This window comes from Arthrobacter sp. LAPM80 (assembly GCF_046736435.1).
Classification (GTDB): domain Bacteria; phylum Actinomycetota; class Actinomycetes; order Actinomycetales; family Micrococcaceae; genus Specibacter.
The window spans coordinates 1-16,856 of sequence record NZ_JBCHVD010000014.1 but is presented as its reverse complement, the minus strand read 5'-3'; the positions used below and the strand labels follow the sequence as shown (position 1 = coordinate 16,856).

11 protein-coding genes are annotated in these 16,856 nt (G+C 57.5%); 4 read left to right on the top strand and 7 right to left on the bottom strand.

Annotated features, from left to right (window positions below):
• The first annotated feature begins 42 nt into the window (after window positions 1–42).
• From AAGW05_RS13725 to AAGW05_RS13715, 3 genes are all read left to right on the top strand, one after another.
• Window positions 43–546 (top strand): hypothetical protein, encoded by a 504-nt coding sequence (locus AAGW05_RS13725; RefSeq protein ID WP_411805115.1) that lies wholly within the window; start codon window positions 43–45, stop codon window positions 544–546.
• Between the two features lie 277 nt (window positions 547–823).
• Window positions 824–1,306, top strand: a complete 483-nt coding sequence (locus tag AAGW05_RS13720) for a hypothetical protein (protein ID WP_411805114.1) — start codon at window positions 824–826, stop codon at window positions 1,304–1,306.
• Between the two features lie 119 nt (window positions 1,307–1,425).
• Window positions 1,426–2,277 carry a hypothetical protein gene (locus AAGW05_RS13715; protein ID WP_411805113.1) on the top strand — a complete coding sequence of 284 codons (852 nt, stop codon included), beginning with the start codon at window positions 1,426–1,428 and terminating at the stop codon, window positions 2,275–2,277.
• A 168-nt stretch (window positions 2,278–2,445) separates the two neighbouring features.
• Here the strand turns inward: AAGW05_RS13715 and AAGW05_RS13710 are convergent, their stop codons facing one another.
• The 3 genes from AAGW05_RS13710 to AAGW05_RS13700 form a co-directional block, all read right to left on the bottom strand.
• Entirely contained in the window at window positions 2,446–3,261 is an 816-nt protein-coding gene (locus tag AAGW05_RS13710) for an ExeA family protein (protein WP_411805112.1), read from the bottom strand.
• Window positions 3,258–4,814: a DDE-type integrase/transposase/recombinase gene (locus tag AAGW05_RS13705; RefSeq protein WP_411805111.1), complete on the bottom strand. Its 1,557-nt coding sequence runs from the start codon at window positions 4,812–4,814 to the stop codon at window positions 3,258–3,260. Before AAGW05_RS13705 ends, AAGW05_RS13710 begins: the two co-directional genes overlap by 4 nt.
• Window positions 4,815–4,903: 89 nt before the next feature.
• Window positions 4,904–5,410, bottom strand: a complete 507-nt coding sequence (locus AAGW05_RS13700) for a hypothetical protein (protein ID WP_411805110.1) — start codon at window positions 5,408–5,410, stop codon at window positions 4,904–4,906.
• 497 nt (window positions 5,411–5,907) lie between these two features.
• Here AAGW05_RS13700 and AAGW05_RS13695 point away from each other — a divergent pair, with 497 nt between their 5' ends.
• A complete protein-coding gene (locus tag AAGW05_RS13695; protein WP_411805109.1) occupies window positions 5,908–6,966 on the top strand; it encodes a DUF4192 domain-containing protein in 1,059 nt (352 codons plus the stop codon).
• A gap of 122 nt (window positions 6,967–7,088) precedes the next feature.
• Here the strand turns inward: AAGW05_RS13695 and AAGW05_RS13690 are convergent, their stop codons facing one another.
• The 4 genes from AAGW05_RS13690 to AAGW05_RS13675 form a co-directional block, all read right to left on the bottom strand.
• Window positions 7,089–7,658, bottom strand: coding sequence for a helicase associated domain-containing protein (locus tag AAGW05_RS13690; protein WP_411805108.1), 570 nt, complete (start codon window positions 7,656–7,658; stop codon window positions 7,089–7,091).
• Between the two features lie 508 nt (window positions 7,659–8,166).
• The gene (locus tag AAGW05_RS13685; RefSeq protein WP_411805107.1) at window positions 8,167–13,371 is read right to left on the bottom strand and encodes an AAA domain-containing protein; all 5,205 of its coding nucleotides are present in this window, start codon (window positions 13,369–13,371) and stop codon (window positions 8,167–8,169) included.
• A 363-nt stretch (window positions 13,372–13,734) separates the two neighbouring features.
• A complete protein-coding gene (locus AAGW05_RS13680; protein ID WP_411805106.1) occupies window positions 13,735–14,415 on the bottom strand; it encodes a DUF6308 family protein in 681 nt (226 codons plus the stop codon).
• 93 nt (window positions 14,416–14,508) lie between these two features.
• A complete protein-coding gene (locus AAGW05_RS13675; RefSeq protein ID WP_411805105.1) occupies window positions 14,509–16,806 on the bottom strand; it encodes a C-terminal helicase domain-containing protein in 2,298 nt (765 codons plus the stop codon).
• Window positions 16,807–16,856: the final 50 nt, after the last annotated feature.

Genomic DNA, 16,856 nt, shown 5'->3' with positions numbered 1-16,856 from the left:
TCCACGCTGAATCGCTACAGACGCTATGCAACAATTACGATCATGACGCCCCGACTCTATGACCTCTCATCTTCATGGACGTTCCCAAACACGCAGCAGGAAGTCTGGGACGTCATCGCTGACCCCGATATGGCTTGGCCGGATTGGTGGCCCGGTTGCATGTTAGCGAAACCCCTGGAGCGCCCAACACGAACCGGTCCATCGGATGATGATCTGCTCCTTGCGACCACGGCAACCCTAAACTTCAAGGCCTCACTGGGCTACACGCTGTCTGTTTCCTACCATCCAACATATGTGGACAGCCCGAAAGAAATCACGTTCGACGCCGGCGGTGACTTGGCAGGCGAAGGGCGCGTCACACTCTCGGCAACCAAAAATGGCCTGACACAAATGGACATTGAATGGCGGGTACGTCCCACCAGCCGTTGGATGACTTTTCTAAGCCCGGTGGCCAGGCCCGCATTCACCTATGCCCACGCTGTCCTCATGAAACGCGGGGAAGCAGGCCTCAGAGAATACCTGGCCCGGCAAAACGACAAAAGCTAGCCAACAAAGTTTCGCCCCGCCTATGGCCAGCAACAATATACGGATTTAGCATGAAGTAGACAGCGATTCATCATCAGTCGCTGGGGCACTTCGATGGGATTCCACGTATGACCGTCCTCCAGTACCGCATTGTGCAGTCCATCGTCAGAATATGCGATGGGCCTACCGCCCGGGAGAAACAACGCATGTGCGCCCCAAACAGGGGCACCGCTCAGACGGACAGACAACGGGCCGCTGACGCCAACGCCGGGGACAACATCTTCACAGAGGTCATGCCATGATCACCCGCAAAATACGCCGCAATCTCAAGAAAGTAGTTAGGCAGCTTGGACTGGGAGACCACTCCGATATGCACAGTATCCAAACACGCCTCGAAGCGATCCGCGATCGTCCAATCACCATCATGGAACTCCCCACAATGAACAAAGGCGACGTTTCAGGATTCTGGGCGTACTACGAAAACCAAGACGTAATCGTGCATGCCCCACCGCAGTCGACCATGCAGCTGCAACAAATCGTCCTGCACGAATTTGCCCACATGCTCCTTGATCACGAACATGCAGCGGTGTCGCTGTCCCTTCCGCTTTTGCAGCTTCCAGGTATTCCAGGTACTCCACTAATGACCCTCGAGCGCACCAACTTTGAGGATCAAGACGAGGCCTCCGCGGAATACCTTGCAGACCTATTGGCCGCAACCATGCAGAATCAACCAGTGGACCCGCCAACCGATCCGACAGGCTTCACCAAGGTCTTTGGGTAATGGACTACGTGCCAGCTGCGATGTTGTGGCTGCTCACGATCGTCCGCATCCCCACGGCATTGGACAGGGAACGAGCTTCGGTCCTGCGTGCGACATTCTTTGCCGCCATAGCCTGCACCTTGTTCATCCCAGCTGTCTACACCGCGGCAGATCCACTCCTCGGCGGGCGCAACCACGCAGGGTTGCTCCTCGTCATCGCCATCTTGGCCGGCTTCTGGCAGTTTCACACCGCCACAGTCTGGGCCTCCTTCAGTGATGAGGTACGACGGCGCAGCCACCTGATGCGCGGACGGCTGGCCTTCGCTGTGGCCAGCACCTGCGTCATCGCCGGATTCCTTACCAGCCGTGTAGAGGTGACTAACCAAAACCTCCCCCTGGCTTACGGCAATCAACCAGGTATGCAGTTGTTCCTCTGGGCAGGCTCAGCATTCATTATTTTGGTGTGCGTAGATATCACAGCGACTTGCCTGAAGTTCCTTCCGGAGTTGCGGAGTGGAACATTCAAGTCCGGCGTGGGCTGCTTCGCCGCCGGCTGCGGCTTCATGACTCTGGCATTGGGGAACAGGCTGGCGCTGGGAATGCTTGAGCAATCCGCTGCCCCCAATAGCAGCGGCATTTTAGGAAGTCTCAACTGGTCATTCTCAATTCTCGAGACCTTGGCCGTGCTCCTTGTCAGCTTTGGTTTGATGCTGCCGCGCTACCACGACGCCATGCTGCTCTTCCGCCAAGACATCCAGTCACGGCGGCTAATGGCGCTGTTGACGCCATTGTGGCATCGCAGCAGTCACAACAGAAAATATCTGCTTCGCAATCGCTGGACACCCCTCTTGGACCCGGTCACCGGTCACGTCAATGCTCACTTGCATCGCCGAGTCATCGAGATCCGCGACTGCCAATTGCGAGGCATGGAACTTTGCCCCCGCGACCGAGTCCTGTTAAGTCGGGCCGAAGATCACCTTATCGGACGCTAAAGCATCCGCTTCGACGTCCGATCACGACGTGTTGACCGTCGCGTTGTTTGACGATGTGGGCGTCGTTGGTTTTGACGATGGACTGGGTGTTGAAACGCCCCGCCGGGTTGGTCCTGGCGGGGCGTTTGTTGTCATGATGGCGGGGTGATCGTCATGGCTGCCGGTGGCTTATTCGGCGAATTCACTGACTGCTGATTGTGCTGCGGATTGGTCCACGATCGCGCTTTTCGTCGAACGGGTTGCCATGAGCGCGGCGAGGGCGAGGTTGTTGATGGTGCGTGGGTAGCCACGGGACGCTTGATGGATGGTCGTGATGGCGTCCTCGGAGAAGAGCGGGTCGGATCGTCCGGCGAAGCTGAGGTGTCCCTTGATGTAGTCACCGGTATCGGCAGGGTTCATGCCGCTGATGGTGAATCTGGTGCCGATGCGTTGGTCCAGGGCGGCCATGACGGCTAGTTTCAATCGGCGGCGCAGGGTGGGTTGACCGATCAGCAGCAGCGCGAAGTGTGACTCCGTGTCCATCGAGACGTTCGAAAGCATCCGCAATGCTTCGAGGTCGTCATTGCTCAATAAATGGGCCTCGTCAATGACAATTACGGGCAGGCGGGAGCGTTCATCGAGTTCCCCGGCAAGCAAGGACGCGGCTTGGGCGGCCAGCGCGCCGGAGAAGAACGAGGGTGTCGCTCCGAGCGCGGTCACTATGGTCGAACGGATGCCACGGATCCCGATGGTCGGATCCGGGATGTAAATAATCTGGTGCCGGGATGGTTCCAGGTGGGCCAGGGCGGCGCGGGCGGCAACGGTTTTACCGGCACCGACTTCCCCAGCGATCACTCCCATGCGACGTTGCTCGATGCACCAGGAGATCCGAGCGACTGCTTCACGGTGCCCGGGGTGCTGATTCAGGGCTGCCGGCGGTATGTCGCGACCAAAGGGCAGGCGGGTAAAACCAAAATAGGATTGCAGAGTATCGATCTGACTCATGGCTGCTCCTCCTCGCTCACGGCGGGCTGTGTCTGGTTCTTGGGCGTGGTGTGGTCGTGGAGGTCCGCGAAGCTGATCGGCGCGCCGGACAGTGATTGCCGGTGCCGGGTCGCGACCAGATCCAGGTAGTTGATGCCGGTATTGATGTTGGTCGCGGTGTCGTTGTCCTTGACGGCGTTGATGACTTTGGTATGCACGTGCCGACCAATATCGACCGGTTTCGCAGTCCCCGCCGGGATACCTTGATTATTATTCACCGTGATTTCCCCATCCAAGTCGAAGGGGTCATAGACCAGCTCGATGCTGGTGCCGGCCAGCAGTGGGTCCACCTCGTAGCTGTTCGAATGCAAAGACACTGTCCCGGTCTTGCTCACCTTGCGGGTGTCTGACCACAGGAACGCTTGGCGAATGGTTTCCAGGGGCTTGCGCACCGGGGTGCGGTGCTCCCAGGACGCCTCCCACCGGGTAAGGGGTGTTTGCCCGGTACTGCTGTGTTGCTGGTGGTGGTAGACCATATTCACCCACGCAGTGAACAAAGTGTTCAACTCTTCCAGGGAGCCGATTTGCGAGCCGGCTTCCGGGGCGGTGCCTGGGAGCATGGGCGTGTCAGTGACAGTGATTTCGCCCAGGAACTGGCTCGTGACCGTGTTGAAAAACCTTTCGATCTTGCCTCTTCCCTGGGGACGGTACGGGGCTGAATGCACCAACTTGATCCCGAGCTTCGCACACGTCCTCGCCAAGGACTTATCACTCATCGCGGCCCCGTTGTCCAGGTACAGGACCTCCGGAATTCCATGGGTTTCCAATGCCGGGCGCAACACTGCTGAAAGCCTGATGGCATCTTCCGCCCAGGCCCAGCGGGCTGTGGTGACCATGCGCGAATGATCATCCAGAAACGCAAACAAATACGTTTTCCGGCCACCAATCCTGGGCCCGTGCAACGCGTCACCAACCCAGATCTCATTCGAGGCCACCGTTTCGAAGCGGCCGGTGGCGACCGGGCGGGCACCAGTGGAAATGTTCTTAGCCCGGAAATGGCGCAACAGCGTCGTTTCCGACGGGGCCTGGCCCAGGGTTTCAGTGATGATCCGCTTGACCTGGGCAGTGGTCCGGTTCGGTTTCTCACGCTTGAGCGACTCAGCGAGCAGCAAGATGGACGGATCAGTTCCCGGCGCCGTGGCACGCTCGTCGGGCTTGAGCCCGTCGAAGCCATCCCGGTGCCAGGCCTTGATCCAACGATCCAAGGACTCGCGTGAAAACCGGCGCGTGCCACCATACGGCCATGGATGATCCACCAACGCCAACGCCCGCACCAACGGGCCCCGCTGCCGGGTGCTCAACGATGGATCCGCAGCGCCTCGAATCACCTGATAACGAAAGAGGGCAATATTGTCGCGGTGTTCCTTACGCATCAACGGGGTATTGGCCCGCGGGGCTCGATTCGCCGGCACCACTGGCACCGCCGGCACTGGTGCTGGGGCAGGGACCAGCGCCAGTACCGATGGTGCCGGGGCAGGGTCGAGCTCGTGGAGTGGGTGGGGTGAAGCGCTCATCATCGAAAAGGATCCTTACAAGTGAGGAAAAGAGGGACCATGCCAGCACCGAACCCGGCACATGGCATGTAAACCCCACCCTCACCCGTTTACCGCCCCAGCGGCAGGGCGGGCTCGTGTTGGAACCTATCGGGCCACCCAACCAAGCTGAAGAACCACGGACCATGAGCGAACAAGGCACCCTGATGCCACGGCATGCTGAGAACGGCGTCCGACCCCGTACCGTGCAGATTTGCCAGTACCCGGGCGTGGGCCATCACCATGGCCAACGCGTTAGCTCGTCCTGTCGCGGCAGGCGCCGGCCAGAACCCCAACGCCTCGGCAGTTCCCCGATGCACCCGGGCAGAGAACGCCGCCGCGATAGCCGGGGCATTGGCCGTGAAGTCGCGCAACCATCCCCGCACCGTGGTCTCCGGCCGGCCCAGAAGCACAGCGATTCTCCGGTGCCCGGCACCGGCCACAATGTTCATCTCCACGGCCTCGGCGATAATCGCGCCATCATCGGCCCGACGGGCCGCCAACCCCGACGGCAGCAGGATATGAGTGGCTGCGCACTCGCTGCAGCGTCCCCGGCGCGGGATCAACCACCGATTCACCACCGGCACCAAGTACCGGACGCTCCGCCTCACCCCGAACCCCCAGGGCCTGAGCCGGCCAGGACACAGCGGACACGTGAGCTCACCGCCCAGAAGCTGGAATTCGACAGTGTCAGGATCGTGGCTTACCGTAAGCAACAGCGCGACTCTTTTCGCGTTAGAACGACCTGGTGCGGCTTCGAAACTGGCACCGGGTCGTTCGTCATTTAAACCTTGAATCAAAAATCCAAGATCAGGGGCCCATCGTCAGCCTGACGCCGCCAACGAAGAACGTCAAGAGGCAAACAAGGAGACCAGGAAGATCACGGCAGATCGTCACCCAACGCGACTACTCATAGCCATCCGCTGCGACGCGTAACACACGACGCCGCCCAATTCGGTCATGCCTCACCCAAACAACTGGCAACTCCTACAAGAAGTACGTCGTTCTGCTTTCGAACCTCCATGAACTGGTAACAGGAGCTTCGGCTCATGGCCAGCGCGTGGTCGGAGGAATTATGGAACGGCTCAGCATCAAAACCCCGGACGACTTCATCAGCCTAATGGGCCACGCCCTCGGCTATTGGCCGCAGGAAAGTTTGGTCTGCGTCATTCTAGACGGCCAACAGATTGGTTCGACTCTGCGGATTAATCTTCCTGCTGTAGGTAGGGACAATCACCGGTATGTGCACGACGTGGTCAAGAACATTGCCAACGACCGCGAGGCAACCGGCGTCGTCTTCGGTATCTTCACACCTGCTCCATGGGAGCCTATGGACGACCGACCCTACGAAGACGTCATGGAATCCTTGACCATGGAGCTGTCTAAGCACAACATCAAAGTCCGGGATGGCTGGATCATCGACGACACCTCATACAGCAACTACTTCCAGATCGTCCCTGACCCACTGTCCCGCAGCCGCCTTGATGGAATCAAAACGAGCCAGCTCAACGCAGAACTGGTATTTCGCGGCTCCAGTATCGAGCCGGGTCCTGGATTTCGCGTCCCCATTCTTGCTCGACGCGATCTCAGCGAAGAGGTGTTCAAACACTGCATCCGGATCGAGTCCATGACTCCACCCGTCGCCACAGCCAAGGCACGAACCTTATGGGGCGGGCTGCTCGAAGCCACTGACCTTCCAACGGATGCACAGTCGGCAGAGCTACTCGCTGACTTCAAGTTCATCTCCGTGCGCGACCGGCTCTTGGCCGATATTCCTGGCCTGGACGATAGCTTGGGTGACTTGCTTCTAGGGCAAACAAAGCGCCCGCCGCATTGGCAGCGTGTGGACCGCGCACAAGAGCTGCTGCTCCACCTCTATACCCGAGCTGATGGCCCCGATGCGGCCCCGATCCTGACGAGTCTGGGCATCATCCAGTGGTGGGAAGGGAAAGGATCCCGAGCGCACCAGTGCTTCCATCACGCACTTGAAGCCGACCCCAACTATCGGCTGGCCCAACTCAGCGACCAAATGGTCGGTGCGGGTATCCTCGCCTCCTGGTCCGTGGACAAGAACTCCGCATACCAGCCTCCGATGAGCCGCGGGCCGAGGATCGATGGACCGGGGACGGTGTAGATGAAAATTGGAGCTGCCTTGCTTTATGAAATGACGGGTTCAATTTCCGACAAACTTCACACGGGCAAGACGGCGTATCCCAGCCCTGCTACCGAGACCAGACCACAACTAGGTGGCGCCACCTACTGCCTGCTATGCCAGCCGGACAGGGCGGAGTCAAGGGCCCCGAGCCGCCACGACAATAGTCGACCCTCAGCGCGGGCTTGGTGTTGGGTGTGAAGCCAAACGCCTAAGACGTGCTCACTCTCGTCACTGTACTTCTTGTAGCGGGGCATCTGGCCAGACTCGGCCACGAAGGCCGTCAGATCGCAGAGACGGTCTCGCCAATGGTCATCAAGGGTTGTCCTAGGAGAAGACACATCCCAGTTTGGGATCATGTCCATCAGAGTGATTCTGATGGCCGGCAAAGCTCCGCGGCGGTGCAAGGTCCGCTGGCTCTTGAGCCATTTTTCGAGGTCGCGCTCGGCCTCATCTCCGTCGACAGCGGGGAGCCTGCCGTTCGTTTTGAAGAAGTCCTGGACTTCCTTGTACCTACGCTGCCAGCGCGTGGGTGGCCAGGCTGGGCCGCGGGCCTCCCGTGCAGCGTCATGCTCTGCGCGGAGGCCCTCATTGCAGGCCTCTCGTACCTGCAGATGCCGATGCACGGTAGAGCGGGCCCGACCGGCGAAGTCAGCAATCTCTTGCACAGTCATTCCAGACGCGTACATCCGATCCCACGGCGGGTGAAGAGAGAACGACTGGGGTGACATGCGCCCACAGTAACGGACAGTTGCAGTCTTTGTCAGTCGCGCCGGTAGCCTTCATGCTTGTAACCGCTCGATGTGCCCATGCAGAAACAATTCGAGCCGGCGGTCGCCGATCTCTCCCAATCAACCGCTGTACCCGTACGAGCGGGTCCACGCCCCGATCTGATAACATAGATCGTTCATTTTGGCCAGCAGATCATTCCAGAGTGTGAACGGTGAACGAGCTTTACTAATATCGAGTTGCCACTCTATGCCAATACCCCGTATTGGCCCATATTTCCGGTGTTAATATGGAACAATGGAAGGTACTAAACACTCTCCAGTTTGCGCTGATTGTGGAGAGTTTATGGCGAGTCGGTTGAAATCCGTATTTCCGAAGCTCTGACACGTCAATGGAGGGCAGATTACTCGCTTGCCACCTTCCCGTGCAGAAACTATCTTGAGCACGGTTCGGTTAGTCGATCCGCCACGAATAGGTCCTGCATTCTTGGAGATATTCGGACGTTCGCTTCGTTAACTTTTTCAGTCCGAGAGCGTTGAGCAGTTCCCTGTCTAGGTCCCGTTCGCTGACACCTTGCGATGCCAAGACGTCAAGGATTGCCAAGATTTCCGACCGAGGCATTTCAAACAACGTACGACTGCCCAGGCTTCGGGGCATCACAGGTTCCGTTCCGGGGATGTAAAGAGTGGCCTCTACAATCTCGGTAACCCCGTCCGCCAAGCGAGCGATGGAGCCAGCTCGGATCCCCCGTACAGTGACGACATTGAAAATACGTTCAAGTGCCTTCCCGATCTTTTGTCCTCCGGCAGCTTGTTGGTAGCGCAAGAATGCTTGGCGAGCAATCATTGGGCCTTCGTACTCAAGAATTTCTACAAGTGCACCCTGAATATACCGAATGTTTTGTTCAAGAACTGGCGGCTTGGGTGACAGCGGCCATTGTCTATAGGGCGACAATGACAGGTATTCAGGTGACGATGGCTCAACTTCGTCGAGGCGGAACAGCTGGGTGCCGTCGTCGCTTGGTTCAACTACATCGTCAAACAGTACATCCAGGGTTAGCACGCTGGTGGACGGTGGTTCAGGCTGCACGTCTTCATTTTCACCGTGGACGAAAGTTTCCGGAGTTCCCGGGGCCGTTTCTTCATCCAGAGATTCCAAGAAACCGTCCCAATCAAGTCCAGAATCATTTTCAGCGCCATCGATCTCGTGGTCTTCGTCTGAAGAAAAGACCATGCCATCATCCGCTCCGGGCAGGTCGGCAACACTCACTTCGCGGACAGTTGAGATCGCTGGTCCTTGGATCCATTCTGCTCCTGTTGGTATTCCAAGGGCTTCCAAATGGTCCCAGACTGGTTTCATTGCCGCTTCTGAGTCTCGGAAATATGCGGATCCGCGAATCCGTTCGAACGTCCACCCTGCCCGTTCGAGCACTTCCTGCCGTGACCGGTCCTGGTACCAAACGTCGGGGCCGTGCCAGCGGTCGCCGTCACATTCAATTGCGAGACGGCGCTCTGGTCCCGCTACAACAATGTCCAAGCGGTATCTGCCGACTACCTTTTGGACTTCTACGCCTGCGTATCCCCGGGCTAGCAGTTGATTGACAACGCGCCGTTCAAACTCCGATTCGCAGGCGGCGATTATCTGGTCTTGATTTGGCGCGTCTGCAGTAAAGGACGAACAGTGCCTAATCAGGGCGGCTCGGTAATCACCATTCGGCAGCATATCAGGGTCAACGGAAGTCACTACCCACATTTGGTTGCGTGCTCTCGATGCCGCGACGTTGATTTTTCGGAGATCTTTCACACTGCTCATGGCGCCGTATCGGGTGCTTGCTGAATTCGGATCTGGGGCGACCACTGTCGAAATGACGATAACGTCTCGCTCGTCCCCCTGGAAGTTGGCTGCCTCGCCGCAGCGAATTTTGCGTTCTTCTAGTTGCTCGGGACCAAGTTGGTCGTAGAGCTTGTCCCAAATGAGTTTCGCTTGGCTTGAACCGAGCAGAGTGACCACACCAAAAGTCATGTTTGCATAATTTTCGTCAGCGCACATTTGAGCTATTAGATTTGCAACTTGCAGCGCTTCCGGTTCGTTGATGTCGCCTTCGCGGTACCCGTCCATAACTCTCAAAACCCCCAAAGGCGCCCAGCCTGGGCTTGGGGGTTGGTCCCGTAGCGGCACGATTTGCCGGTTGTAGGCTTGGACATTTGAAAATGCGATGATCTCAGGCAAGGATCTGAAGTGTTCTGACAGCATGACAGGTGTCGCGAATTTCTGAGTGGCCAGATCATAGAGGCTATTGTCTGGATCGAAGAGTGTCCGGTATTTTGGGACTCCCTGAAGATGGTCGTCCATGATGTCGAAAACCTTCTGGCGGTCAAGGCCCACGTGTTCAGGGCTCGTCTGTTTGTCATCACCAACGACGATGGCTTTCTTTGCGAGCGATAGCAGTGGCAGAGCTTCGAAGCCGATTTGTGAGGCTTCGTCGACAATCAGAACATCGAACGGTGGGATTTCTGATGGGCGAAAGCTAGAAAGCGCCCGTGAAGTTGTCATAATCCACACGGGAACAGCGTCTTTCGATTCATTGAGTGCCTCTCGCATCTCCCTGATCCAACGCTGCGCGTACTTGCCGCCGGTCTTTCCGTAGCGTGTCACAGCTTTTAGGTACGACTGCAGCGCAAGATGTTGTTTAGGCCCGAGGTTATCCTTCAGTCTGCGCCAAGCCAGGACTTCCACCAGTTCCGCAACAACTCGACGGCGGTGGCGGCCCAACTCGTCCAGTTGAGACTGCAGTACCGCTGGCGACGTTTGCTCGGTGGTGGCCGTCACCCATGAGTCCAGTTGCCTCCACTGCCACGCACCCACGATCCGCTCCGGGGCAATCGCCTCATCAGGATCGGATGCCAATGCTGCCGCCCATCTGGGTGCGACAGCCATAGCTGCATCATGGAGTTCCTTGAGGCGGGCGGCCGGGTCCGCCAATGAATTGAGCTGAACTACCTCGGCTCGCAGAAGTGCCCAGGTGCTGCCGTCTACATCTTGGAGAGCCTCAAGTAGCTGCGACCAAAGCGGTGAGGCCTGCAGTCGACTGGCCCCGTCGTTCAACCAATTTCCCAGCGTCTGGATGCTGACACGCGCTTCTTCGGCCTCGAAGTGAAACATAGCTTCACTAATTCCGAATGCAATTTGCTCCGCTTCTTGAGCACTGGCAATTCTTACGTTCCGGATTCCGATTTGCGCCAGCCTGTTGGCCAGGAACTCCTGCTTTCCCGGCAATTCGAAAATGACAGCTAACTGCTGAATTTCAGTGGCAACGTCGTCTTCGGGACGTTCTGATAGAACGATGCTTCGCCCGATCGGTGACTGGTTGACGAAGAGTCTGACGATGTTCTGTCGTACCAAACTCAACCGGGCCGCCTCGATACAAAGTAGCGTCTCAGCCGGACTCTGAGGTTGCCTCCCATCGACGGTATAACCCGAAAGAGTCTTTTTGTGGTGCCTATCGAATAATCCAAGGCGTGAACCTGACGCAAGTTTTTCATGTGCCTGCATCAATAGGCCCCACGACTCAGCTGTAGCCGGCTGGGCAAGTTCAACTGTCGAGGCCATCAATGCACGTCTGTGTGTAATGGCCTGCTCACGCAGTTGTACAAGCGACGTGTGATAAGCAGAAAGTTCTTCCCGAAGTAGCGGGTCAACCATCCGGCCCGAGAGAGCAGCATATTCCGACGACTGCACGGAGCTTAGAGCTTGCGCGTGCACTGCGGCGACACTATGGGTTTGGCGTATCTCATCCTGTGACGCGCGCGTGAACTCGGACCAGTCTCCAAATATCGAAGCGGCTTTTGCTGCGCGTTCGTCTCCCTCAGCAATGACCTTAAAAATTTCCGCGAGTTCAGGAGCCGTTGGAAGTTGCGAAATCGGAGGCAACTCCTTGAGAGCTTGCTCGCCTATATTTAATCCGACAGATTTTAGAAGCTCGAGGTACTGACTAAAGCTGGACTCAGAAAAGGGTATCTTCGCCGTTAACTCAAGGATATCTGGGACCGTACTAAGCTCATCGGCATTTTCGCGCACCCACTCGGCAGCAATTTGAGGAGTAATCTGTTCGCCTGATAGCCACGTCCCCGGGGCAACATCAACTTCTGCTTGTCTGGCGCGCAGCATCTCAGTCATTGTCGAAGCAATGCCTCGGTTGGCAGATTCAAGATCGGAGCGTAGCCGAGCAATGACATTGTCGACCTGCGGGGTATCCATTGTTCCGACCCTGGATTGAATGGTCGTGACTGACTTTTCGAGAGACTTTCGGCTTTCCTCATCGGCTCCAAGCACGGAAACGGTAAGGTCTCGGATCCCACTGGGCACTTTGTCTGCAAGCACCTTAAGTGCCTGTTCCTTCTCTGCAACCACCAATACGCGCTGGCCATAAGCGACATAGTGACTTATGAGATTTGCGATGGTGTGCGACTTACCAGTCCCTGGTGGGCCTTGGACAGTGACTCCGGCATGCTTCTGGGCAAGTATGAGGATGCGTTGTTGTTCTTCATTCGTAGCCAACGGGAGCAGTAATGGCTCGGCCTGCGACGAATTGGTGTGCCCGTCGCTGACCGCGTTGGAGGGCTGTGAATCGCTGGCGAGTGCGACGATATCCCTAAGTGGTTCAGGTATCACCCCATCCCCAAGATAGATCTCTCGCATTTCGTTCAAGAAACCCTGAGAATCAGGGACTCTTGGGCGAACGAACAAATTCCAACTCGAATCGACCTCGAGGTTCGATTTAGCCGAGCTCGCCACAGAAACGACAGTCCCATTATCGTCGATTGCCCTAGTCAAGCGGAGCAACAGGTCGGAAGTCTCCTCGCTGTCCCATGGGTCCAGATCGATTTCGACTGCAGTTTGTCGGGCGGATGTGATCGAGGACCGATCGTGAATATCTAGACCGGCCAAGTATCGAATCTCCACCTCAGCCTGCCCTCCAGGCACGACTGATAGCCGTTGAGTTTCAGGGTCTAGAGAGATTTCAACGGGGACAGTGACCAACGGATGGTCCACAATGTAGCCATTCGTAGACCATCGTGCGCGCCCAAACCCCCAAACAATTTCAAAGGACTCGCGGTCAAGGTTTAGGCGCTCTCGCTGTTCGAAAACATCCCGGTGAAGACTTTTTACTCTTGCTGCCTGACGGTGATCGGTTGCCCAAGGAAGCCAAGAATTCTCGATCCAGAGTTCACACGCAGACGTGGTGACCTCATAGAACTCCAGCTGTGCCAATCTGTCAGCTTGAGCCGTGGCGGTCAGTGCATCGTCGTCGAGGTCACGATCGCCCGACTCGACAAGGTCCGGTAGCGTAAGGGAAATCGTTGGCCGCCTAGTTGCCGAAATTGAGGACATATCAGCGAAGTACTGGCGTAGATCCTCCGGAATCACAGGCGGCTTCGGCAAGTCAACAAAATCAATACCAAGCCACTCGGTTTCAGCCGCGCACACGCTGATAGCCTCATGGACTGGGAGAGATTCTTCGTCGATACTGAACAGCCGATAATCCGCAATATTGCGAACCGGCTTGTTCCGTTGGGCGTCGTAGTCAACGAGGAAATCAATCAATTGCAGGACCTGAGCCCGACCATTTTGGGCACTGCTAGTTGATTCTGTAGTCACTATTTCCCCCTCGAAGTTAGCGGCTAAAACGCCAACGATGCATGGTATTCAATACTAGATCAGAAGTCCGCAGGGCCCACTTTTTGACCGTCACCAACAGCGAGATTCAGCACCTCCATCTCATCCCGAAACTCAGACTAAGAGCATCACTGGCGAGCCGTCGACTGGAATCTTCAACATCGAGATCCTGAATTTCTGGACTAGACCTCAGTCATGATCAAACCGGATTGGGTTCTTCTTCACCAAATTGCCGTGAGTGGACCCGCAGCGACATGAAGTTTGGCAAGCCACCCTCTCTGTGACTGAACGGCATACTTGCCACGCGGCTGGCCAACATTAACCGGTCGCCCTGATACGCGTTTCCTAGTCGCCGTCGTCAACCCTTTCGCGAACCTTCGCAGCACCATGCCCGTCCATCCACAAGACGATATCGATGACGCGAAGCAGCGACAGGTGGGACTGGCCAGAGGCTTCACGGATGGACTCAAGGCGCATAGCGAACTGCCGACCCTTGTCGCTTTGAAACGCCTCCCACCATCTCACCCATTGTCCGCCGCTGTCGCGCAAACCGACCTGATCCTTCACGACGGAGTCGTAGATGGGGACGAGATGAGGTCGTTTACGAGCGAGAATTTTGCTGGCCGTCGTCTGGCCAATGCCCCAGGTGGCTTTTTTCTGTCGCAGCAGCTGCCACATACCATCCGCAGGCGAACCGTAGTCAAGGAGTTCCGAGAACTGCTCCGCAGTCAGGTTCTCGAGCCGCAGTTCGACAGCTAACGGTGTCAGGAGCGCCTCGATCTTACCGTCGAGCTCCTCCATGATTCCCAGTGCAGCCTGGCCTGGGACATGGACTGAGAGCATGGATACGGCAATCAGATCGGCGGCCGTGATCCGATTCGGCTCAACGAAGTCGCCTCCCCCAGCGAAGTTCTCGAAACGGGAACCCGTGTACAAAGGCCGCCCATTGGATTGGACTTCAAAGTATTTTTGGATGTGGCCAACTGCTACCTCGTCGCTGAGACGTTCCATCGCGTCAATCGGCATCTATTCTCTTCCTGAAAAGTTTTGCTCAGTGTTCCTGAACAACCTGATTCTTTCAATCTGCCATATACGTCTGACAAATACGCTAGACCCTTGCTAAGGACTGAGATCCAGCGCCTTCATGTCCGAATTTCGCAGCGTTTCAAGCAGATCGTCTTGGCGTGCCTGTCCCAGAGCCAAACGGTACCCTGCCAGCCCTGACAACATCCGTTGTGTCCTCGGGACGTCCCGACTGAGCGGGTGGTCAAGCAGCCGCCGCTCAATCCTGTGTTCTCCGGGATGTACCCAGTAAGGGGCGAAATCTCGGACGGCCTGCGGCCTTGAAACAGCTGCCGCCTCCGCACGCTTGAACAACGCCGCCCACGGATTTCGCGCACCTTCAGAACGCACCTCGTCCCAGTGCGCAGCTGCAACATTTTTGCGCACGGCATGTCCCATGTATCGATGCACGCGCCCCTCACGCTGCTCGAAGTCCACCGGATTCGTCGGAACGTTCCAGTGGATCACCGAGTGGCTCCACCAATGGAAGTCGATACCCTCTTGCCCTACCGAGGTCGAGGTCAGCACAAATGGCCAAAATGGACTGTTGAAAGCGGCGCGGACGTCTGGCATTCGCAGGGATCCCCCGTCCTCCGTGCGCCCGCCACCGTAGCGCACGGCGAACCTAGTGCCCATGGCCAGACCTCGGTCATCTTCCGCGGGGTCTTTGGCCCACAACGTGGCTGAAGTCAGGGACAGTGAGCGGCGCATAGCGTCCGCAATGTCCATGAGCTGGTCCTCCGAAACGGAACCACTCGGTTGCTGGCTACGCAGCTGGAAGACGTACTCATCCAACACGGCCTGCAGATTCCCGTCAGCACAGTACCGAAGAATCGCCTGCCAGTATCGCAAACCAGGGTACAGCTGAATCAACAACTCAGTTGCTTCCGGGCGATTAAATAGCGTCCGGAGACCCTCCGAGGCATGAAGCGCAGCTTGCCAATGCGCCTCCGCGTCAAAGGACGCCGGCAAGATACGTCCAAGTGCGCGGTACACACAATTCGCTGGCGAATTCAGGGCCAGTTCGCCTACACCCTCTCGCCAGATGCCCCTGCCTGACACCGCTGCCTGAAGCATGCGGGCCACATGGGACATGAAGTTCGTTTCTTCCATTTCCCCTTCCGAGGACGACGTCGCCCCGGATAATCCGCGTTCAGCTACCGAAGCAATCCCTTCCCTAGCTGCCGCCGGGTCGTGCATCCATGGACGAGGAAGCGGGTTCCCGAGCCCAAAATAGGCAGCCCACACGCCTCTCTCGTCGGAGGAACCCCGCGCAAATTTGTGCTCTTGAAGTACCAACTCCGCAGTTTGCCGGAGGTGTTCCGAACTCACTGATACGCCGTCGTCGGCCTGGGCCGAAAGCCGCAAGGGGTCAGCCAAACCGGCCAGGTCGGCATGCGGGATAAAGAGTGCCATGGCCGACATAGCCAAGGGTTCGCCGTCACGCATGCGCCATACCAACCGTGGGGCGAAACGGGCTCGAGCCTCGGCTGAGTTCTCAACTTCCCCTTCTCCCGCAGCCATGATTAGCCGCTCTGCCTCATAGGATAAAAGCGTGCTCACAGCATTCGGAGTCGCGTTCCAGGCTGAAAAGAGCACCTGCTTTGTGGCCGATGATTCGACTCCAGCGAACGGCCCGGAAGGTTGAGTGTAGGGGCACGACGGCGGCATCCACAGCAGCCGCCACAATCCGCCGCCAAGCACGTGGCTTTCAACTGCGCGGTACTTTGTATTGTCACCCTCGAGCCGTGCGTAGCGACGGTAGCGGTCCCGGTCGATCGTCTTGAGTGAGGGAAGGTGCATCCGCACGTCGTTGCTCTCGGAAGCCCACCCATCAATCGCCCGTCCCAATTGATAGTCACCTAGGAAGTTCGCGAAGTATGGCACTGACTTCCAATATTCGATCGGGTTGCCCGCACCAGCCGCCCTGGACAATCGGGTCAGTGCCGCCAGGCTGCGCAGGTCTGCCGGACGGACGTCGTTAGGTGTCATCTGATGCACGCGCAGCATGTCGTCATCGCCCAGCTGTGGCCGTTCGGTGCGGCACATGTATTGCTTCAGCTGCCGTTCAAGGGTCACCGCGTTGTCCCCGGATTCGATGCCGGCAAGCTGGTGCCGACGTCGGTCCAACAACCTTTGGAGCTTCCGTATCCATTCGGGATCATCCTGCGAGAGGAAACCCAACAGCTCTGTGAACTCGCTTGCATGGTCCTCACCGCCGTCGTCCGCTCCTGACGTATGTGCTTTGTACGGTGTGGCCGAGAGCAGCAACAGCTTGGCGCCGTCGTAGTTGAGGAATTGCCGGGCCAGTTCGGCGGCACTACTAGCCTGCGCATCATTCTTGGGACCATGCAACAGATCCTGGAAGCGCTGGAATTCATCAATCTATGCGGATATCCGCATAG